The organism is Streptomyces sp. NPDC003943, assembly GCF_053605265.1.
The window spans coordinates 47026-66667 of record NZ_JBSGIW010000018.1; the positions used below are offsets into that span (position 1 = coordinate 47026).

General features: G+C 70.5%; 27 protein-coding genes. 6 read left to right on the top strand and 21 right to left on the bottom strand.

Going from position 1 to position 19642, the window contains the following annotated elements; genetic code table 11:
- Positions 1-377: 377 nt before the first annotated feature.
- The 16 genes from ACWEV0_RS10785 to ACWEV0_RS10860 all read right to left on the bottom strand — a co-directional run bounded on the left by ACWEV0_RS10785 (position 378) and on the right by ACWEV0_RS10860 (position 10291).
- Complete coding sequence (locus tag ACWEV0_RS10785) at positions 378-1850, bottom strand: ATP-binding protein (RefSeq protein WP_453148346.1); 1473 nt, start codon at positions 1848-1850, stop codon at positions 378-380.
- Positions 1851-1852: 2 nt separating this feature from the next.
- Entirely contained in the window at positions 1853-2704 is an 852-nt protein-coding gene (locus tag ACWEV0_RS10790; RefSeq protein ID WP_453148347.1) for a bifunctional DNA primase/polymerase, read from the bottom strand.
- Positions 2701-3426, bottom strand: a complete 726-nt coding sequence (locus ACWEV0_RS10795; RefSeq protein WP_453148348.1) for a DNA methylase — start codon at positions 3424-3426, stop codon at positions 2701-2703. Before ACWEV0_RS10795 ends, ACWEV0_RS10790 begins: the two co-directional genes overlap by 4 nt.
- A gap of 83 nt (positions 3427-3509) precedes the next feature.
- Positions 3510-3860: a hypothetical protein gene (locus tag ACWEV0_RS10800; protein WP_453148349.1), complete on the bottom strand. Its 351-nt coding sequence runs from the start codon at positions 3858-3860 to the stop codon at positions 3510-3512.
- Positions 3857-4045 (bottom strand): hypothetical protein, encoded by a 189-nt coding sequence (locus tag ACWEV0_RS10805; RefSeq protein WP_453148351.1) that lies wholly within the window; start codon positions 4043-4045, stop codon positions 3857-3859. The genes ACWEV0_RS10800 and ACWEV0_RS10805 overlap by 4 nt, the downstream gene beginning before the upstream one ends.
- A 153-nt stretch (positions 4046-4198) precedes the next feature.
- Positions 4199-4450 carry a hypothetical protein gene (locus tag ACWEV0_RS10810; protein ID WP_453148352.1) on the bottom strand — a complete coding sequence of 84 codons (252 nt, stop codon included), beginning with the start codon at positions 4448-4450 and terminating at the stop codon, positions 4199-4201.
- A gap of 140 nt (positions 4451-4590) precedes the next feature.
- Positions 4591-6789, bottom strand: a complete 2199-nt coding sequence (locus ACWEV0_RS10815; protein WP_453148353.1) for a cell division protein FtsK — start codon at positions 6787-6789, stop codon at positions 4591-4593.
- Between the two features lie 86 nt (positions 6790-6875).
- Positions 6876-7124, bottom strand: coding sequence for a DUF6257 family protein (locus ACWEV0_RS10820; RefSeq protein WP_453148354.1), 249 nt, complete (start codon positions 7122-7124; stop codon positions 6876-6878).
- Positions 7121-7264, bottom strand: coding sequence for a hypothetical protein (locus ACWEV0_RS10825; protein ID WP_453148356.1), 144 nt, complete (start codon positions 7262-7264; stop codon positions 7121-7123). The genes ACWEV0_RS10820 and ACWEV0_RS10825 overlap by 4 nt, the downstream gene beginning before the upstream one ends.
- 93 nt (positions 7265-7357) lie before the next feature.
- On the bottom strand, positions 7358-7549 hold the full coding sequence (locus ACWEV0_RS10830; RefSeq protein ID WP_453148358.1) for a hypothetical protein: 192 nt from the start codon (positions 7547-7549) through the stop codon (positions 7358-7360).
- A 1-nt stretch (position 7550) separates the two neighbouring features.
- Positions 7551-7928 carry a DUF6251 family protein gene (locus tag ACWEV0_RS10835; protein WP_453148360.1) on the bottom strand — a complete coding sequence of 126 codons (378 nt, stop codon included), beginning with the start codon at positions 7926-7928 and terminating at the stop codon, positions 7551-7553.
- Between the two features lie 21 nt (positions 7929-7949).
- Complete coding sequence (locus ACWEV0_RS10840; RefSeq protein WP_453148362.1) at positions 7950-8345, bottom strand: DUF3307 domain-containing protein; 396 nt, start codon at positions 8343-8345, stop codon at positions 7950-7952.
- 20 nt (positions 8346-8365) lie between these two features.
- The gene (locus ACWEV0_RS10845) at positions 8366-8704 is read right to left on the bottom strand and encodes an RRQRL motif-containing zinc-binding protein (protein ID WP_453148364.1); all 339 of its coding nucleotides are present in this window, start codon (positions 8702-8704) and stop codon (positions 8366-8368) included.
- Positions 8701-9861, bottom strand: a complete 1161-nt coding sequence (locus ACWEV0_RS10850; protein WP_453148365.1) for a conjugal transfer protein — start codon at positions 9859-9861, stop codon at positions 8701-8703. Before ACWEV0_RS10850 ends, ACWEV0_RS10845 begins: the two co-directional genes overlap by 4 nt.
- The gene (locus ACWEV0_RS10855; protein WP_453148367.1) at positions 9858-10028 is read right to left on the bottom strand and encodes a hypothetical protein; all 171 of its coding nucleotides are present in this window, start codon (positions 10026-10028) and stop codon (positions 9858-9860) included. The genes ACWEV0_RS10850 and ACWEV0_RS10855 overlap by 4 nt, the downstream gene beginning before the upstream one ends.
- Positions 10025-10291, bottom strand: coding sequence for a DUF6284 family protein (locus tag ACWEV0_RS10860; RefSeq protein ID WP_453148369.1), 267 nt, complete (start codon positions 10289-10291; stop codon positions 10025-10027). The genes ACWEV0_RS10855 and ACWEV0_RS10860 overlap by 4 nt, the downstream gene beginning before the upstream one ends.
- Positions 10292-10941: 650 nt before the next feature.
- Here ACWEV0_RS10860 and ACWEV0_RS10865 point away from each other — a divergent pair.
- The gene (locus ACWEV0_RS10865; RefSeq protein ID WP_453148434.1) at positions 10942-11658 is read left to right on the top strand and encodes an XRE family transcriptional regulator; all 717 of its coding nucleotides are present in this window, start codon (positions 10942-10944) and stop codon (positions 11656-11658) included.
- 2 nt (positions 11659-11660) lie between these two features.
- On the top strand, positions 11661-12134 hold the full coding sequence (locus ACWEV0_RS10870; RefSeq protein WP_453148370.1) for an NUDIX domain-containing protein: 474 nt from the start codon (positions 11661-11663) through the stop codon (positions 12132-12134).
- On the opposite strand, the gene ACWEV0_RS10875 is transcribed toward ACWEV0_RS10870, so the two are convergent.
- Together ACWEV0_RS10875 and ACWEV0_RS10880 are read right to left on the bottom strand one after the other, a co-directional pair.
- Entirely contained in the window at positions 12122-12700 is a 579-nt protein-coding gene (locus ACWEV0_RS10875; RefSeq protein WP_453148372.1) for an HD domain-containing protein, read from the bottom strand. The genes ACWEV0_RS10870 and ACWEV0_RS10875 overlap by 13 nt on opposite strands.
- Complete coding sequence (locus tag ACWEV0_RS10880; protein WP_453148374.1) at positions 12697-13164, bottom strand: GntR family transcriptional regulator; 468 nt, start codon at positions 13162-13164, stop codon at positions 12697-12699. The genes ACWEV0_RS10875 and ACWEV0_RS10880 overlap by 4 nt, the downstream gene beginning before the upstream one ends.
- Before the next feature lie 197 nt (positions 13165-13361).
- Between ACWEV0_RS10880 and ACWEV0_RS10885 the strand changes: the two genes are divergently transcribed.
- Both ACWEV0_RS10885 and ACWEV0_RS10890 read left to right on the top strand, forming a co-directional pair.
- The gene (locus ACWEV0_RS10885) at positions 13362-13934 is read left to right on the top strand and encodes a hypothetical protein (RefSeq protein ID WP_453148375.1); all 573 of its coding nucleotides are present in this window, start codon (positions 13362-13364) and stop codon (positions 13932-13934) included.
- A gap of 511 nt (positions 13935-14445) precedes the next feature.
- Positions 14446-14658: a hypothetical protein gene (locus ACWEV0_RS10890; RefSeq protein ID WP_453148377.1), complete on the top strand. Its 213-nt coding sequence runs from the start codon at positions 14446-14448 to the stop codon at positions 14656-14658.
- Between the two features lie 5 nt (positions 14659-14663).
- On the opposite strand, the gene ACWEV0_RS10895 is transcribed toward ACWEV0_RS10890, so the two are convergent.
- On the bottom strand, positions 14664-15596 hold the full coding sequence (locus ACWEV0_RS10895; protein WP_453148379.1) for a helix-turn-helix transcriptional regulator: 933 nt from the start codon (positions 15594-15596) through the stop codon (positions 14664-14666).
- Between the two features lie 390 nt (positions 15597-15986).
- Here ACWEV0_RS10895 and ACWEV0_RS10900 point away from each other — a divergent pair, with 390 nt between their 5' ends.
- Complete coding sequence (locus ACWEV0_RS10900; protein ID WP_453148381.1) at positions 15987-16298, top strand: hypothetical protein; 312 nt, start codon at positions 15987-15989, stop codon at positions 16296-16298.
- Positions 16299-16396: 98 nt separating this feature from the next.
- Complete coding sequence (locus tag ACWEV0_RS10905; RefSeq protein ID WP_453148383.1) at positions 16397-16906, top strand: GNAT family N-acetyltransferase; 510 nt, start codon at positions 16397-16399, stop codon at positions 16904-16906.
- A gap of 252 nt (positions 16907-17158) precedes the next feature.
- Here ACWEV0_RS10905 and ACWEV0_RS10910 read toward each other — a convergent pair whose 3' ends face one another.
- Positions 17159-18241: a HesA/MoeB/ThiF family protein gene (locus tag ACWEV0_RS10910; protein WP_453148385.1), complete on the bottom strand. Its 1083-nt coding sequence runs from the start codon at positions 18239-18241 to the stop codon at positions 17159-17161.
- Positions 18238-19533: an MFS transporter gene (locus ACWEV0_RS10915; protein ID WP_453148386.1), complete on the bottom strand. Its 1296-nt coding sequence runs from the start codon at positions 19531-19533 to the stop codon at positions 18238-18240. Before ACWEV0_RS10915 ends, ACWEV0_RS10910 begins: the two co-directional genes overlap by 4 nt.
- Between the last annotated feature and the right edge of the window lie 109 nt (positions 19534-19642).

Genomic DNA, 19642 nt, shown 5'->3' on the forward strand with positions numbered 1-19642 from the left:
CACTCAGGGTTTCTGACCTGTGGTTTTTCGGTGACGCAGCGGGCAGCGGCCTGCGTCACTGGTGACGGAGCCGTCCGTCATGGGGTGACGCGGGTGACGAAGGGTGACGCAGAGATTTGGCCTCTGCGTCACCCTCGTTGATGCAGGTGAGGAGCGGTTTTCGGGGCCCCGGTGACGCAGGTGACGCAGCGTCTTCCTACTTAGGAAAAAGTGGGGCCGGGGTCTGTTGTTGCGCGCGCCTTCAGGCGTGAATGGGGAGCCGCAGAGCGGCACGCCCCTTGGGCGGCGGCAAGCCGCCGAAGAGCAAGAGGAGCACCCGGGCGCGCTGGGCCGGGGGTGCTCCTCTTGCCTGTGCGGCTGGGCCCGCGCGGCGCGGGTCAGAACTCCTGCTGCTCGTCCTGCGCGGGCTTGGGGCGGGCGATCTCGATGTAGCGGGCGCTGTTCTTGCGGCCCCAGTCGACGAGGACGCCGCGCGCGGCGAGGACGGGCTGGAGACGCTTGAGGCGGTCGGAGAGGACCTTGCCGGTGGTGGGCCAGCCCTTGGGCAGGGGCCGGAACTCTCCCTCGCCGTTGTAGAGCTGAGTCAGGCCGTGCAGCCACTCGGCAGACGTCATCCGAACCGCAGTGCCGGGCACGATGTCGGCGGCGCGCTTGAGGACGGTCTGGGCGAGGAGATCGCCCTCGATGACATCGTCGTTGAGGTCGTCCAGGCTGGTCCGGTAGGCGTCGAGCGCGCCGAAGTTCCGGGCGGTGTCGAGCTGGGCGCACAGGTGGGCGAAGTCCGCCATCCGCAGGTCGGTCGGGATGTCGGCCTGAGCGGCGCGGACCTCGACGGCCAGGTCGAGGATGGACCCGAGGATGACGGGCAGCGCCTGGGCGAACTCGGCCCACAGCTCCGCCTCGGTCCGCCGCACCCTCGGCCGCTCCAGGCGGAGAGGGAGGAGGCGTTCGGCGAGGTCGGGGCGGATGACGCCGACGTCGATGCCGGTCAGCAGCATCGGCCGGCGGTAGCGAGCGCGGACGACGTCGCCGTCGGTGAACAGGGCTCGCTTGATGTTCTCGGCGCCAGTGACGATGCAGCACATCAGGTCCGAGAGGTCCGGGCCGAGGTGGGAGAGGTTGTCCAGGCCGGTGACCCATCCGGCGGCGACGGCGGTGATGAGGTTCTCTTCGTCCTTCGGGGCGCGGCGCAGGTCGCCGCTCATGCCCTCGATGATCCGCACCAGCATCTTGCCGGCGGTGGACTTGCCCGCGCCCTGGGGGCCGGTGAGGAACGGGGCGGGGACCGGAACGTCGGGGCCGAGGCAGCCCACCAGCCACGCGAGGGCGAGGCTCTCGGCGCGGGCGTCGCTGAAGTTGCACAGCCGCATGAGCAGATCGATGCCCTTGCCGTCGGTGTCCTTGACCGGCAGGGGCAGTTCCCCGGTGAGCTGGGTGCGGCGCCAGCAGACCTCGCGCGGGTCGGGGGTGAGGATGTCCCAGCCGGTGGGGTGGATGCGGACGGACTTGCCGTCGTCGCGGCCAAGGTCGAGCCAGGTGGCGCCGTCGAATCCGGGGGCGACGCGGATGTGGACGGGCTGGACGTCCTCGGTGAGCGCGAGTGCTTCGATCAAGTCGAGTGCCTCCTTCAAGGCGGTTCCGTTGAAGACGCCGAGCCCGTCGCGGAACAGGCCGACCATGAGTTCCTGGCGGTGGCTTCCCGTGGTGCCCTGGGAACGGATGGGGCGGGCGACGGGGTGGCCGTTGCGCTGGGCGTAGACGGTGCCGTCGACCGTGCGGAAGTAGCGGAAGTGCTCCTGCGCGTAGTTGGTGATGATCTCGCGGGCCGGGTTCTTCTCGTCCTCGGCCACGGTCACACCCCCAAAGCGGCACGGGCGTTGGCCCACGCGTCCGTGCAGTGCCGCGGCGACTCCCCCTTGGCCTGCGCGGCCATGAAGAGCCGCTCGATGTGCGCCTCGGTCAGGCACCCGCACCGGCCATGGGCCGAGAGCACCGCGAGAAACGTTCGGTACACCGTGTTGTGGATCGCGGTGGCGGCGTCGGTGATGCGCTGCTCGGCCATGGCGATGCCGCGCTCCAGGTAGGCGGGCGAGCGGTGCCGGCACTCCCCGCCCCCGGCGGGCGCGGGCACGACGACCGTGCGCGGCGACGCCGGCCGGACCGTGGCGGGTGCCTTCGCGGCGAGCGCGGTCACGGCGGGCGGGACGGCGGTCATGGTGCCAGTGCCGGGGCCGAGCCAGCGGGCGTAGGACATCAGGGACTTGACGTCGACACCCTCGCGTACGCCGTTCACCGAGCGCACGGTGCCGGAGTAAATCCAGTGCTCGCCCCGCGTGGTCGGCACTGTACGGGTCGGCGGCAGCGTGGCGCGGGCCCACGCGACGGCCTCGGGGTCGTCCAGGTCGACGACGGTGACCCCGGCGCCGCCGGGGTGGTAGGCGACGCCCCCAGCGCGGCGCCAGGTGGCGGCCCAGGGGCCGGAGGACAGCACGGCGGGGTCGGTGGTGGCGGCGGCCCAGGCGTGGCACGGCCGCGGGCACTGGCACGGGCCGGGGGTCTTCATGTTCGGCCGCCCGCCGCACCGGTTGTCCCGGCAGTCGGGGCAGTTACCGAACGGGCGCTTGTCAGCGCTCAGCGGCAGCACCGGCAGGCCGCTGGCGGCGAGCGTGAGCGCGGCGTCGAGGGTGTCGAGGACGGGAGTCATGCGGCCACCTCCGCCCGGACCTGGGTGAGGAACTGGGTACCGATCCACTGGGAGTAGGCCGGGGGGATGGCCTCGGTCAGTTCCTCGCGGACGTCCGTCCACGTGATGCCCATCGCCGCCTGCAGCTCGGCCACGGTGGGCTTGCCACCGCCGTTGCCGTAGGCGGCGACGTACGGGCCGTCGAAGAACTCGCCGTGCCGCCACCCGCGCACCCGCCCCCGGTGCGGCTTGTGGGCGGGCCGAGTGACGGTCCAGCGGCCCAGTTCGAAGTTCCGGTGCCGCAGGACACCGAGCCTGAACATCTCGCCGCATAGGGTCAGGTCCTTGCGGATCTCGGCGCGGCCGTTGGGCTGCTCGATAACGTACGGGAGGCCGGATGCCTCCAACAGGGCCCTGGTCGGCGGGACGAGGTCCAAGTGCTCGCGCCCCCAGCCGCGAGACCGGTTCGTGCCGACCGTGAGCGTGCACTCGGCTTGGCACGGCGGAGAGGAGTGGATGAGCGTGTACCGCTCGATCTCGCCGGACTCGATCAGCGCGGCCAGGTACTCCAGCGCGTCGGCCTGGACGAAGGTGAAGGGGTAGTTGGGGCGGGGGCGGATGTCGACGCCGACGACGTCGAACCCTGCCCAGCCGTAGCCCGCACCGGCGCCGCCGGCGCAGGAGTACAAATCCAACACCGACGGGCGGTCGCCGTCTCGCCGGATCAAGGTCGGATGGGTCATGCTGGGTGTCTCCAGTTCTGTGAGAAGTGCTGGCAGACGAGGGCGGCCCCGGCTTTGTCGAGACGGGGGCCGCTCTCGGCGTTTCAGGCGGCGAACAGGGTGAAGTCGCCACCGCTGTTCGCGTCGCGGGTCTGCGGGGCCGCAGCGGGGGCCGGGCGGAGCAGGACGGGCGTGGTGGGGCCGTCGTTGTGGAAGCGCCAGGTGCCGACGTCGTGCTGCGGGCGCTCCGGGCGGTTCTTGTCGGGCGGGGTGTAGAGGCGGGACTCGTTCGGGTGAGTCGCGTTCCACTCCTCCGCACACACCTTGTGGACGGCCTCGTCGGCGTGGGACCGCATGGGGGTCGGCTTGCCGCACAAGCAGCAGGGCCGGTCCTGGAAGCGGTCGAAGTGCCGGGCCTCGCCCCAGTCCAGGTACGGGACGGCGTCCATGCTCACAGGTGGGGGATGGCGGCGAGGACGGCGGCGGTCAGGTTGTTGACGGGTCCGGCGGCGCCGGTGGAGGCGAGGAAGAAGCCGAACCCGGCGGCGATGAACGCGGAGCCGTAGCCGAGGGTGCGGGAGCGGAGCAGGAAGAACAGGACGAGTCCGAAGAGGAAGACCAGGGATATGGTCACGGCCATGCTGGTTACTCCTTGGCGGCTGGTCGGGGTGGCTGGGTAGGCTGCGCGGGCCCCGGGTGCTCGCAAGTTCGGGGTATGGACCGGTGGTTGTGCTGGCGAGCCCTTGCTGTAGGCGAGTCCCCGGTAGGGGGCGGCCGCCGGTCCGACGACGCTTCAGCGGGTGCCGGCGCGGTAGGTGGCGGTGGCGCGGTTGTAGAGCCAGCGGCCGATGCGTATGCGCTTGCCGGTGGTGTGGCAGCGGCGGCAGTCCTTGCCGCGCTTGAGCTGTCCCTTGCGGTCGGTCTTGAGCGCGTAGCCGAGTCCGCGGCACTTGCGGCAGTCCCCGAACGGCGAGGCCGCGCACTTCGCGGCGTAACCGAAGGTGACGACGAGCAGGCAGGCGATAGCGAGCAGGGCGGGGGTCATGAAGGGCCCTCCCGGGCGGTTTCCAGGGGTTTTCGCAGGTGGGGTGCTATGCGCTAGATCCCTGGTGAGAGTGTCTTTTGTGTGCTAGCGGGGGTGCTACCGGTAGCAGGTGTGGGTGCTACCGGTAGCACCGGTTCGGGCTATGCAGCACCAGGCTTCTTGTCACGCTCCGCAGTCACCTTGGTGAGGTCGGAGCGGACGATGCCGCGGCGGGTTGTGCGGTTTCCCTCGTCGGTGGTGCCGGCCACGTCGCGGGTCTTGATGCCGTGAGGCTTGAGCGCGCTGGTGACGTTCTCGCCCTTCCAGCCGCCGTAGACGTCGGGTCGCAGCTCGGCGAGCCGGGCGGCGATCCGCTCGTTCCAGACGCGCTCCTCGGCGGCGGGGACGACAGCAAGGATGTCGCCGAGCAGGTCGTAGGCTGGGCCGGTCACGACCTCAGGGGTCTCGCCCATGGCATAGCCGGTGAGCAGTCCGGCCTTTTCGCGGGCGGCGCGGGCGCGGGCGCCGATGGCCTCGGCGCCGGGGGCGTCGACGTAGACGGAGGAGACGATCCGGGCGTCCGCCCCCTCACCGACGAAGTAGTGGATGCCCTTGTCGCCCCACGCGAACATCGTGGCCCGCACGCCGCGCTTGTAGGCGGAGGTGCCCAGCACCATGTCGTTCTCGGTCTGGCCCATGACCTTCAGGCACCAGCGGGCACCGGCATTCGCCGAAATGCCCGTCGGCAGGGACTTGGCGTCCGGGCGCTGGGTGGCGAGCAGCAGGACGATCCCGGTGGCGGGGCCGCGCTTGACCAGGTCGGTCGCGATCTCCTCGAACTCCTTGCCGTGCTCGGGGTGCTCGAAGAGAACCTGGCACTCGTCCACCCCGACCACGATCGGGTGCAGCCCGAGCGACTTCATGTCCGCGAGTTGGGAGGTCACCTTGGACTCGGGGCAGATGTCCCGGGGCAGCGAGCGGATCACCTTCGTGCGGCGCCGCAGTTCCTCGCGCAGCGCACGGAAGTCGGCCAGCGCGTAGGCGATGGATTCGTCGTCGTCGCCGGCGGCGTGCCGGTGGGAGACGGCGTTGCCGACCGGGTCCAGGTCGCCGGTGCCCTTCATGTCGTAGGTGTGCAGCTCGGTCCGCGGGTCGAGCGCGGCGATGAGCAGCAGCAGGCGCAGGAGGAACGTCTTGCCCATGCGGGGGATCGCGCCGATCACTCCGGCGATGTACATCAGGGTGACGTCGACCCAGCGTCCGCGCTGGTCGGTGCCGTAGGCGACGGGCTTGAACAGGTCCACCGACCCGGACTTGGCCAGCGGCCACGCGGGCTTCTTCGCCTGGTTCATGTCCTGGTCGCCCACCCACAGCACCAGCCGGCCGGTGTGCTCGTTCGGCACCGCCTCGGGCCACACACAGCCGAGCGGACGCCTGAGGCCGGAGGCGAGGCGCTCGCGGCGCTCGATGATGTCGGTGACCGTGACGCCGAAGGGGAGGTTGCCCTCGGCGCGCCAGCCGGGGCCGTCGCGGGTGATCGGGGCGGTGAACTCGAACCCGTCCCGGCCCTTGCCCTGAGCCTGGTTGATCGCGGGGATACCGAGGGCGCCGAGAGCGCGCAGCACGATGTCGCTGGTGAGCTTGGTCGCCTTCGGCAGTTCGACCGCGCGATGGATGACGGGGTTGTCGGCCTTGCGGCCGGCGGCGCCGAGGGCGAGCAGGACGGTGCCGACCGAGAGGGCCTGGATCCATCCGGGGGCGAGGATGTAGATGGCGAGCGCGGCGAGCAGTCCGACGAACATGGCGAGCGCGGCGACCATCATCCGCAGCTTCACCCGACTGTCGCGCTGCGAGGACAGCCTCAGGTACTCCTCCGCGTCCTCACGGCGCACCGCGGCGGCGCGGACCGGTTCACCCTCCCGGTCGGCCACCCACCGCATCACACCCCCGACGAACCGAGCCGCACCGACAGGCGACTGCAGCGCAAGACGCGCGGCGTAGATCGGGGCACGAAGCGCGTGGTAGCCGACGGTGTGGGTGTAGTGACGCGCCACCCACCCGGCGGCGGTACGCAGCTCGGAGGTAGACCGCAGCCAGATGGGGATCACGTCGCGCCGCTTGGCCCCGGCCAGTCGACCGAGGTAGCCCGGCCCGGCCGTAACCGGCACCGGCTGGTCGACCATGACGCGCTCGCCCTCCGGCTCGATCGGCTCGACCGGCACGGTGGTCGCGGTGGTGTCGCGGGCGGCGCGGGCCTTGTCCAGGTCGACCACCTCGGCGCCGTCGTCACCGGACCGGTCGGCGTCCATCTCGGCTTCCAGGCGGGCGAACAGTTCGTTGTCGTCGTCGGAGTGCTTCACTGAAGTGCTTCCTCTCTGCGGGGAGGGAACAAGGGCCCGGGGCGGCCGGTGATGCTTGGCGGCTTGGCGGCCGCCCCGGGGCACAGCTACTTGCGGCCGTTCTTGGCGTTCTTCTCTGCGCGGTCGCGGGCGCGGTCGATGATGCGGTCGACCTTGCGCTCCAGGTCGGATCGGTCGGCGTTCTCGCCGGCGAGGGAGCGCTTGCACATGCGGGCGACGTTGAACGCGATGCGGGCGTGCTCGCCGGCGGTGAGCTTGGGGTAGTTCGGGTCCGGCTCGGTGTTCTTGCGGGCCATCGGATGCCTCCAGACGATGCGTCGGGTGGGTTGGGTCATCGGCGCAGGGTGAACTTGCAGCGGGGGCACGTGCGCGGGTTGGGACGCGGGACCGGCTTGCGGCAGCCCGGGCAGTGCGACCACTCCATGGACGTGCGGGCGGTGCCGAACGGGTTGGGGGTGCGGTTGGTGCCGAACATCGGGTTCTCCTGGTGGGTGTGGGTGGGCGCGGGACTGTCCCGGCTCCCCGCCCACCCCCGGGTGCGATGGCCTCGGGGGTGGACAGGCAGGCGTCAGTCGACCTTGCGGATCTCGTGGCTGTGGACCAGGACCGGGGCGATCCAGATGCTGATCCGGTCGACCGTCCAGCGGCCGTTGGTGAGCGGGCCGGGCGGGACCTCGTCCAGGACCCGGCCGGTCTTGCCGACCGCGCGGGGGTCGTCCTCGCACGCGACGATCAGCACCTTGTCTCCGGCCCGGAACATGTCACTTGCCCTTTCGGCGGGCGCGGCTGAGGGTCTTGGCCGCCGCCTTGCCGTCCGGCCCGCCGATGGACTTCACGACGGTGTGGACGCCCCAGGCGAGGGCGACGGCGAGGAAAGCGAGCAGGGCCAGGTTCGCGGCGATCGCGGTCAGTGCACCGACGAGCAGTGGGCCGAAGTAGACCCCGGCCGCGACCGCGCCGGCGCCGACCCCGGAGCCGAGCGCGATGCGCTGGACGGTGCGGTCGGGCGGGGCCTGGTGGATGTGCTGGTGGATCACCTGCGGCGCCGCCGACTGCGAGACGGCGGGGAGGTGGTCGGCGTAGGTGTAGGTGCCGTCCGGGAGCTGTACCACCCGGACCGGCTCGGGCAGGTTCGTCATGGCCGTGTCCTTTCTGGCGGGTCAGGCGGCCAGCGCGAGGGCCGCGAGGGCGAGGGCGAGGATGTGGGCGGTCTGGTCGACGTGCGCGGCACCACCGTTGGCGGCCCACGCGCCCTGACCGCTGTGCTCCATCCACCAGCGGACGGGCCAGCGGCGGTCGATGAACGCGTGCGTGCCACCGATCCAGGCCAGTGCCACCACAGCGGCCGGGACGCTCACGGTCACGCCGTCGAGCAGCGCGGCGCCGGCCGCGAGGGCGAGCCCGCAGGCGGCGACGTGGGTGGCGGCGTGGGTGAGGTTGGCGCGCCATCCGGCCGGGCCGTGGTCGGCCTTGTGGGCGGCCTGGTGGTCGGTCTGGAACGGGTAGTCGGCCAGCAGGTGACCGAGGTAGAGCAGCACAAACAGCGTGGCGAACATGGCGTTCTCCTCGGTGCCGCTCAGGCGGCGGTGGCGGTGTCGGGGTAGGCGCAGGGCGTGCACATGCCGAGCGACGGCGGGATGCGATACCCGGCGTCGCGCCCGCACTCCGGGCACACCCGTCGCGCGGCGTTCGCGCGTTCCAGGGCGGCCCGCTTGGCGGCGGTCATCGGGCGGACCGGCAAGGCCAGGTCGACCCGGTAGAGGTAGGCAACGAGCGGGCCGCGCCGGCGGCGGGGCCGTTCGAGCTGAGCGGCGACATCCTGACCGCCCGGGCGCAGACCTTGTGCCCGGAGCTGCCGGTACGTCGCCAACCCCTCCGGGGCGAGACGCCACCGGTAGACCGGGATCGCGCTCACGCCGCCGTCCTCTCAGCCTTCAGGGTGTCGCGCAGCCACCGCCCCTTCTCTGGAGACGTACGAAGCGCCTTGCGGATCCGGTCCGCCGTCAGATGCTCAACCGGCCACGACTCGGTGAACTGCCGCGCCTCGGCCAGCAACTCGTCCTTCGAGCGACGCGGCATCGCGGTCTTGGCCGCCTCGGGCACTCGGCGGGTCACCCGGCGCGGGGTCGACTGCTCGGCGGCGACCGCACGGACCACGGCTGAACCGGTCGACTCCACCGGCGCCACCACAGCAGGCGGCGGGATGGACTCTTCCGGCTCGAACAAGTCATACGACCACGGCGCGGCCGGGGCGGAGTCCAGGGCCGGAACGGGCTGCTCAGAGGTAGACCGTTCCATGCTGGTCTGGGTCGATTCCTCCGCATTTGCGGGGTGGATCGGTAGGGTGGACCGGTCCACCTCCAGCTCTACCGTCATGCCGTCCGGCTGCTCGACCGGTCCGGCGGGAAGCTCCGGCGCGGTCGAGGTCGGGGTGATGGTGAACATGGCGGCGAGGGCGGCGTTCGCGCCGTCGGTGAGCTGGGCGCGCTGGACGTCGAGCAGCCGCTCGCCCAGCGCGAGGTCACCGGCGCCCACCTTCCGTGCGAGCCGCCAAGAGACCCGCTCAGACCACCACTGCACCTTCTTGCTGGGGTGATTGGCGGCCCGCGCCCGGTGATAGGCGAGGGACTGAACGACCTCGGCCGAGCGGCGCTCGGCCTCGGCATCGCGGCCCTCGCGGTAGACCACGATCCGCCGAGCGAGGAACGCAGCGCCCTCGGCGGACGCGGTCATGCCGAGCGGGGTCAGGGCGTAGATGACCATCTCACCCGGGGTCTTGGCGGCCATCGCCGACATCGCCGACGCGGCGGCGGGAAGAGCCCACAGCCCCGCCCGGATCACCCCCGGGGCGGACTGCCCCAGCAGCGTCAGCCCGAGCAGCACGATCGCCAGAACCGCCGTCGCGCCCTCACCGGCCGCGACCGCACCCACCGCCGTGCCGGAACCGTAAGCGGCCCGAATGTTGGTGAAGGTGCCGAACGCGCCGGCGCCGCCGGTGGCGAGCATCGGCACGAACGCGAGACCCAACACCACCCGCTGTACGCGGCTCAGCGGCTTTCCTGCGGTGTTCACGACTCGCCCCGATCCTTGCGGGCCACGTAGAGCAGCCGGGCGACCGCGATGACCCCGAAAGCCGCTAGGGCGCCGGCGTAGTGGACGTCGCGACGGTCGAAGACCAGGCCGAGGACCTCCACAGCAGCGCACGCGAGCATCAGGCTCCAGAAGGTGAGGCGGTTCATGCAGCACCGCCCGCCAGCGCCAGACCGGCGCGGTTCGTCAGGTTCCGGCGCTCGACCAGGACCCGGTTACGGGCCCGGCGGATACGCCGCTCGTCCAGCTCGCTCGCCGGGCGGTCAATGGTCATGATCTGCGCGTCGAGCAGCTCGACCTCCGCCAGGATCAGCGGCATCTCAAGCTCGATCGCATCCAGCTCCGCATCCGACGGCTCACCGTCGAACGCGACGGCCGTAACAGCCGCTTGAAGTGCAGCGATGGACTTCATTGGGTGTGTTCCTCTCTGACAGGAACGGCCCGAAACGAACCCCCGGAGTAGCCGCTCCGGGGGTTCACGCCGTTAGAACCGAACTCCGGCTCCCCTCGACCCCGCCCGTACGGCACCCCGCGACGGGGCCCGGACGGGCGGAGGAGGCAACCGGCCGCAGCCGGACGGCTGCGGAAAGGCTGGGTTGCGCTGTTCCGCAAGCGAGGACAGAACCCGCATGCGCCGCCCACTTCTGCCAGAGGGGGGCGGATACCTCAGCACTCTGTTCAGTTCTCAAGCAGCGAGCGCCCGGGGCCCACCCCGTGGAGGTGAGCGATCCCGAACTGTTCGTGCGTTCGCCTTGGACCTCCGCCGGTTCAGGCAAGCGAGGGCTAAGGCTTCGCTCCGGGCCTCTCGCGAGGTCGATGCGATACCTCTATTACAGGTACTGCATCGACTTGCGTCAAGCAGGGGCTGCGGAGTTCTTCGTTTTCGCGCCGGGACTTCTTGGCGCACCATCAGAATCGCGCCAGGTCAGGGGCGTTGTTCACCCCGCGCATGGACACCTTGGGGGCATCTGGCTACGGTCAAGAGGTCCCAAGACGTCCCACCCGGGGGTGAAGATGTCCAAGCCCAATGAGCGCTTACGGTCCGCCCTGCTCGCCAAGGGGATGACCATCCAGCAACTCGCCGAGGCCATCGACGTCAGCGCAAAGACCGTCGAGCGCTGGATCACTCAGGGGAAGGTTCCGTACCGGCGCCACCAGTACGCCGTCGCGACTCAACTCGGCACAGATGTCACGACGTTGTGGGACGACGGCCGGGCCGTTGAGACGTCCACGGATCTGAGCAAGGCCGAGATCGTGACGGTCTACCCCCACCGGCACATGGTGCCGGCGGGGCTGTGGCGCGAGATGTACGGCCGGGCGTCGAAGCATGTGGACGTGCTCGTCTACGCCGGGCTGTGGCTCTCCGAGGACCCCCAGTTCCATCAGATCCTGAAGGCCAAGGTCTCGGGCAACGCCCAGGTGCGGCTCATGCTCGGTGATCCGGCGTGTGACGCGGTCAGGCAGCGCGGGATCGACGAGGGGCACAGGATCATGGATGGCAAGATCCGTAACGCTCTGATGAACTACCGGCCGCTCCTCGCCAGCCACCCCGAGATCGGCCTCAGGCTGCACGACGCGACGCTGTACAACTCCTTGTTCCGGGCGGACGACGAGATGCTCGTGAACACCCACGTGTACGGGATCGGGGCGTACCTGGCCCCCGTACTCCACTTGCGCCGCCTCCCCGGTGGCGGGCTCTTCGACACGTACGCCAATAGCATCGAACAGACCTGGGGCGGCGCACGAGCGGTGGCCGACCACGACTACACGGGAGCCTGATCATGGGACGCATCGACTACCTCCACGATCCTGAGGCGCCGCCCGCGAACAGCGTCGTTCCTTCCGTCGTGGCATTCGTTCAGAACGATGCCAGCCAGGTGCTGATGATTCAGCGCTCGGACAACGGCCGTTGGGCGCTGCCTGGCGGCGGCCACGATGTCGGCGAGTCCATTAGCGACACCGTCGTTCGAGAGGTCTGGGAAGAGACCGGCATCAAGGCTGAGGTGCTCGACCTGTCCGGGATCTACACCGACCCCGGACACGTCATGCTGTACGACGACGGCGAGGCGCGGCAGCAGTTCAGCATCTGCTTCCGGGCGCGGCCGGTCGGCGGGGAGATCCGCACGAGCAACGAGACGACGCAGGTCCGCTGGGTGGACCCGGCGGACCTGGCCGAACTCGACATTCACTCCACGATGCGGCTCCGCATTCAGCACGCGTTGGACCGGACCCGCACCGCGCCCTACATCGGCTGAGCCGCGCCGGCCTTCGCCTCGGAGAGCCTGGTGAGCACGCGCACCGTGCACAGCAGGATCTCCGGCTCGGCGCGCCGGATGAACTGCCCGATCAGGCTGTCCACGCCGTAGCGACCCGCGATCTCGTTGATGCGGTCCACGGGGTTCGTGGGGGTCCCGTCCGGCGTGGTGTTCATGTCGCAGAAGCAGAGCGCGTCGGCCAGGTGCTCTTCCTCCCGCGGGAACTCGGCTTCCAGTTCCTCCCGCATGCCCCTCGCCTCCGCCTCCATCCAGGCGCAGGAATGGTGGGCGACCAGCCGCACGACGCGCTCGTCGGCGCCGACGCTGCGGAGGTAGCGGGCGCCGTCGAGCGGGTGGAAGCCGGTCTTGGCGAGGTCGGGCGAGTAACCGATGTCATGCAGAACCGCCGCGGCTTCCAGCAGCTCGGCGTCCGGCCCAAGGATCTCCGCGATCGCTCGGGCTCGCTCGGCGACGCCGAGGCAGTGCTGCCAGCGGCGCGGGAGCGGGTCGGCGAGCAGCGACTCCGCGAGCGGGTAAGCCCATTCGGTGAGCGTGGCAGTGGTCAAGACTTCGAGTCCTCCTCGTGGGACGGCAGGGCCCGGACGGACCGGCGCTTTCCCTGCCCCCCTTCGGTGAGCAGGCCGGCGGCCTCCAACTGGGCCATGGCCTTGCTGATGGTGGGGCGGGACACGCCGAGCCGGGTGCTCAATTCCCCTTCGCTGAGGAAGACTGCCCCCACCTCCAGACCCTCAGCCGTGATGAGCGCGGCGATCCGCTCGGGGAGCGGCCGGCGGTCTACGGACTCCCCCGCCCGCACTACACGCCACCGGGCCCCGGGCACCGGCTCAGCGACACCCTCCTTCTGGAGCGCACGGAACGCGCGGAGGGCCACCCCGCGAGATACGCCGTGCTCGGCGGTGACCTCCGCCAGCGACGGCAGTTCGGTCATGCTCGCGTCGGCGGCGATCTGAGCCTTGAGCTGATCGGCAATCTTCAGGAAGGTTCCGCGAGGGCTCGCTTGCTCCGCCACCTGATCTCTCCTCCACTCCCGTCTTGAACCCCAAGCGTCGCACGACCCCCCGCCGGATTTGACCAGGCCAGTCGACGAGGAACCGAACGTCGACCGATCGACCAGAAACATCGCCTTCGCACCATGCGTTCACCCCGGCCTTCGCCGTGACGTGAATCTCGGTTGGCTGTCCGTACAGCGGACCGCATCATGACCGGATGACCTCACAAGAACCACTGCGAGACGAGGAGCTCTGGCAAGCCTGCGTCGATGCCCAGAAAAAGCTCGCTCATCGCCAGTCGCTGTTCTTTCGGCAGGCCAAGAGCAAGACCGAAGTACTCAGGTCTGCCCTGTCGGCCGACAGCTGGCAACGAGCGGCGGCGCTGGCGTACCTCGGGGAACTACATGCTGACCCCACTTTGCTACCGCAGCTTGCTGACCTGGCAATGTCGCCCGGCTGGGCTCTTAAAGCACGCCAAGCCATCGTCAACATCCCTCGCGAGCAGCTCTTTCCCTGCCTCGAAGAACTTCTCGCGGCTCATCTCCCTCAGCTCACCGATGGGGACGACGACTACTACTCCCGGTGGGCGGAACTCCTCGTACATGCGGAAGCCTGGGCTCTGCTCGCCCAAGTGGTCAAGGCAGCACGAAGATCGTCAAACCCCGATGTCCGACAGGTCGCCTCATGGGTCAATGAGTCCTACGGCGCATTGATCGCAGATGCACTCGATACCCTGCCATCACTCAGCGAGAGCGGTTCCTCAGTCCCCTCGAACCAAGAGGCATCCTGACGACTCAGCCGTATGAGGCGGCGTCTCCCCGGAGAAGTCGCGCTCGCTGCACGAACTCGCACCGGAATGACTCCCTCCGGTGAATACGCGGAGAGACCTCGCGGGAAGCGTGCCAGCGAAGCGAAAAACGCCAGGTCATCGCCCACGTGATCGTGGTGCGGCCAAGTCCCTTCTAAGCACTTGGCCGCAGGTTCGAGTCCTGCCGGGGGCGCACAGCCAAGACCCTCCTTCGGGAGGGTCTTTTTGCTGGTCAGGGCGGTTTTCAGCCGGTGGCGGGAACCTCGGGGAGAGGTCCTTGGATGGCCGGATCCGTCCGGCTGGAACCGGCCAGGGCGGCCTCAGGCAGGTGGGTGCCGGGGGCATTTCCTGCCAGGCGTGATCTCTTCCGCACCCTGGGTGACCTCGGCCAGACTCGTGGACACCGGGAGGGCGACAAGCTCCCGGGACCGTCGGAAACGGCCGCCGATGCCGCCGTCGACGAGGAGCCCCCACTCATCGCCTGGAGAGAGCCATGTCTGCTTCGCGTACCTCGATGCGTCTTGCCGCCGCCACGCTCGTCACCGTGATCGGACTCGGCGCCGCCTCGCACCTGGGCGCCGGCCACCTTCCCGTCCGCGCCGGTGCGGGCTGGGACACCACCCCCGTCACGCTCGCCGACGGCGCCGGCTGGGACACGGCGCCGCTGACGGCCGACCCCGCCACCGACGGCGCCGGCTGGGACTGACCGGGTCAGTCCGTCCAGCCCGCCTTCGACGCCAGGACGCCGGCCTCGAACCGGCTGCGTGCCCCCAGGCGGGCCATGAGCTCGGACACGATCCGGCGCTCGGTGCGCAGGCCGATGCCCAGCTTCTTCGCCGCGATCTCGTCGGTGGCGCCCTGCGTGAGCTGGCGCAGCAGTTCCCGCTCCTGCGCGGTCAGACCGGCGTCGTCCCGGTCGCGGACGCTGCCGAGCACCGCGGCGCGCTCCCACACCTGCTCGAACAGGGACACCAGAGCGGTCAGCACACCAGGGCCGGTCAACTGCACCGCCCCCTTCCTGGTGTTGTCCGGGTCGATGGGCAGCAGGGCGACTTCGCGGTCGAAGAGGACCATGCGCAGCGGCAGGGAGGGGACGGTGCGCACCTCGCCGCCGTTGTCGTGCAGCCAGTGCGCGTACTCGACGGTCGGATTGTCGTTGCGGACACTGTCCAGGTAGACGGTCAGGAGGCGTACGCCGCGGCGCATCAGGTCCGCGTCGAGCGGCCGGCTCGCCTCCAGGCTGGCCGCGGACTGGGCGCCGCCCGGCATGAACGACAGGCACTCGTCGGTGCTGCGATGGGCCAGTTCCTCGAGTCGGGCCTGGATGGCGTCGATTCCCTGGAGGTACTCGACGCCGTGCCGTTCACCGGTGCGCAGTTCGGCGTACTCGGCGAGCAGGGTGCTGATGGCGGCCTGCGACTCGGCGAACTGCTGCTGCTGGGCGAGGAGCTCGGCCTGTTGGCGCTGGAGCAGGAGCTGGAAGCCCAGGTTGGGGCTGACGGGGCGGAGTCCGCCGGGGGCCTGGAGGGAGCGGCGCAGGAGGTTGAGCTCGGCGAGCCGGTCCAGCGCCTCGCGCACGTCGGACTCGGACCGCGACAGATGGTCCGCGAGCTCGCCGACTCCCCAGTCCTGGTGCGTGAGCATCAGGCGGTAGACCCTTTCGGCGTCCGCATCCAGTCCCAAACTCGCCAGCACAGCGACCCCCCGGTCTGTGTCCCAAAAGCCGATTCGTCCCCGCCGGTCCATCGTCGGGGAACGATCCTTGCAGGTCAGGGGCCGCTCGACAAGACTCATCCCCACGACGGTCACGCTCGGTGAAGGGATCCCGCCCGACCGTCACCTGGCTGGAAACAGCTCTCGCGGGCAGGTGGCTGCCGGGCGCGGTTCATGCCAGTGGCCAACTCTTCCGGCGTTCAGGACAGTTCGGCAGACTGGCGATCATGAAAGGTTCGGCAGGCCGGTACGACGGATCCGCACCCCGCCCCAGGCCCCGTTCCCGAGGGACCGCCCGCATGGCCGGGAGGCCTCATGTTCATGACCACAGCCACGCTCGTCGCGACCGATGCCGCCCCGCACCGCGTGCTGGAGGCGGCGGCGGTCACGGACATCGTGTGGGCGTCCGCGAGGCCCGCGGACCGTCTTGAGCATGTCCACGCCCAGTCCGAACCGGGCCGGATCGAGCTGACCTTCTTCCACCGCACGCGCGACCCCGCCGAGGCGGTCTGCACCGCAGGGGAGATCTGCCTGCGCGTGCTGAAGACCAGCCCTCCCCTGGCGCATTGGCGGATCACCGCCGCCCCCCGGCTTCCCGACCCCCTCCCCGGACCGGGCCCCCTGCCCGCGTGACACCGGCCCCGCAGCGACCACCGGCCGGTGTCGTCGACCGGGGCCACCGGCCGCCCCCGCTTGGCCGGAGCCGCGTCGTCCTGCGAGGATCGCCCGCCATGGACTACACCCTGCACCGCGTACGACCCGAGGACTGGCCCGCGTACCGCGCGATACGCCTGGAGATGCTGCGCGACACCCCGCTCGCCTACCTCGAGACGGTCGACGACGCACTCGGCCACCCGGACTCGGAGTGGCAGTTCCGCACGACGCGGGCCGCTAGCCCCGGCAACATCGGCGTGGCCGCCGTCGAGCCCGAGGGCGCGTGGGTCGGAGTCATGAACGGGTTCCTGCCGGCGCCCGACACCGCCAAGCTCGTCGGCGTCTGGCTGCACCCCGACCACCGGGGGCCGGCCGGTGGCGTGGCGACGGTCATGCTGGACGAGATCGTGCGCTGGGCACGTGAGGAGACCGCGGCCGAGCGCCTGGTCCTCCTCGTCCACGAGGAGAACCACCGGGCCATCGCGTTCTACCGCCGCAGCGGCTTCGTTCCCACGGGCCACGAGGAGCCGTACGCGCTGAACGAGAGCCAGCGGGAACTGGAGATGGCGCTCCCGCTGCGCGGCTGAGGCGACCGACCGCCGCCGGAACGCACGAGAACGGGGTGCCGGCCGGAGGCATTCCCTGAGCTGGCGGAACGCCGAGAACCGGGTGCCGGCCGGAGGCGTTCCCTCCGCCGGCGGAACGCCGAAAACCGGGTGCCGGCCGGAGGCGTTCCCTCTGCCGCCGGAACGCCGAGAACCGGGTGCCGGCCGGAGGTGCTCCCTCCACTGCCGCCGGCACCCGGTGACTGTTCGTCCTCCGCTCGCGCCCTCGCCCGGTCAGGCCGCGCCGCTCAGGATCTCCTCCCGCGCGCCCGCGCCGCACGAGGCACAGGCGTCGTTCTTCTCGTACTCCTCCGCCTGGACCCCGTACTCCATGGAGTCGAGCAGCAGCTTGGCGCCCAGGGACCTGGCCGGCAGACCCAGCAGGAAGCGCAGCGTCTCGTTGACGGCGGCGGCGGAGACCATGGCGTTGAGCGGACCGTAACTCGGCGCCTGGTAGGACCGGTTGTAGTCGGTGAAGTCGGTGCCCGCCAGGTCGCCGTCGTTGTACGAGGCCAGGCTCGTGTCGGCGAAGTGGCACTCCAGGCAGGCCGTGCGGCCGGGGACGACGAGGGGGCCGACGATGCCCATCGTGTCGAGGTAACCGGCGCAGGTGTACGGGACGCCGGTGCGCACGGACGCCTCGTTCAGCCAGCGGTGGACGTCCTGCGGGGTGTCCGCGGAGAGGATGACGAGGTCGCAGCCGGCGAAGTGCCGGACGGCGAAGTCGGGCCCGTCGAAGAGCTCGTTGACGATGTCGACGCGCACATCGGCGTTGCGCTCGGCGACGCGGCGGGCCAGGGCCTCGACCTTCGGGGTGCCGACGTCGCCCTCGGTGTAGAGGAACTGGCGGGTGAGGTTGGTCGTCTCCACGACATCGGCGTCGGCGACCACCAGCCGTCCGACACCCGCGGCGGCGAGCATCATGGCGACGTTGCTGCCGATGCCGCCGGTGCCGATGAGACCGATGGTGCTCTTCCGGATGATCTCCATCGGGTCGCCGTCGTAGCCGGAGACGCCGAAGTAGAGGCGGTGCCGGCTGTACCGCTCGTCGCGGTCGACCCAGTGCGGGGTGAGCACGCCGGCGCCGAGGAGTTCGCCGAGGAGCGTCCGGGCCTCGTCCGCGCTCAGCCCGGAGCGGGCGGTCACGGTCGCGAGCGCCTCGTCCTCGGGGACGGGCTTCGAGAAGGCGGAGAGGACGTGGCGCAGGTACTCCGGGGCGTCCTCGATGACCAGCGCCGCGGGCGGCATGAGGCCGATCATGAGGTCCTTGCCCGGCTGCAGGACGGAGAGGCCCTGCCGCAGATTGATCGATGTCATCGGGTGCCTCCGTGTGCCGCCACGGGGGCGGTTGCGTTCGGGGTATTCGGGGTGTTCGGGATGACCGCGCCGGTCCGGGTGCCGGTGGCGGTGGCGGTGACCGTCGCGGTGGCGTCGGTAGCGGTCGCGGTGCCGGTGGCGGTGGCCGTCGCGGTACGGGGGGACAGCAGCCGCCCGCCGCCGAGGACCAGCAGCGCCGCGACGACCGAGAAGAGGGTCAGGAACACGGCCGCTCCGGGCGGTCCGGCCAGGGCGAGCACCGCGCTCGCCACGGCGACGGAAACCGGCTGGACGGCGGACTCCAGGGACTGGACGGCCGTCATCGTCTGGCCCAGGTGTTCCATCGGCACGCGCTCCTGGATGAGGTTGGAGCGGGAGACCGCGTAGACCATGCCGCAGAGGTTCACGACGAGCATCGCCGCTGCCGCGCCGAGCCACGACGGGACGGCGAAGAGCGCGGCGCCGACGGCCATCCACAGGGCGGCACGTCGCATCACCGGCTCCTTGGGCCGGTCGGCGAGGCGCTGGCAGATCAGCGTGCCGAGGAAGAGGCCGACGCCGGCGGCGCTGGTGACGACACCCGCCTCGGTCGGCCCGTCGCCGTACACGTCCCGGACGGCGAAGACGGCCAGGGTGCCCAGCGGCGCGTACACGATCGCGACGGCGGCGATCGAGCTCAGGAACCGGCCGGCGCCTTCGGCCCTGCGGAACCAGGTGATGCCTTCGGCGACGCTCTTGCGCATGGGCGCGGCGGAGGTGTTCCCCGGTGTGGTCGGGGTGCCGATGGTGAGCACCACGCCCGCGATGGCCAGGAAGGTGAGGCTGTCGAGCAGCATCAGCACGTCGGCGGACGTGATCTGGAGCAGGAACCCGCCGGCCGCGGGGCCGAGCACCGAGGCGGAGGTCCAGGCGCTGGCGAAGGCCGCGTTCACCTTGCTGCGGCGGTCTCCGTAGACGCGGGGGATGGTGACGAACGTGGCCGTGCGGGCGAACAGGTCGATGGCGTTCATCGCGTACGCGACGAGGCCGATCAGCCATACGGCGGCGGTGGACGCGCCGGCGGCGAGCGGGATCGTCAGCACGAGGCCGGCCTGGAGGAGGTAGGCCCACAGCATCATCGCGCGAGGCGACCGGCGGTCGGCGAGCACGCCGACCAGGGGGCCGGGAAACGCCTTGGGGAGCTGCGTGGCGAGGGCGACGCCGCCCATCGCGGCGAAGGAGTGCGTCCGGTCGAAGACGAGAAGGGGGAGAACGATGTTGAAAACACCGTTACCGAAGGCGTTGACCCACATCCCGGCGAAATGGCGACGGAATCTGGAGTCACGCCAGATGGATTTCACATCGGATGATTCCGAGTTCTTCGTTTCCGTTTTCACCATGGGCCGTTGCGCCTCCGAACGA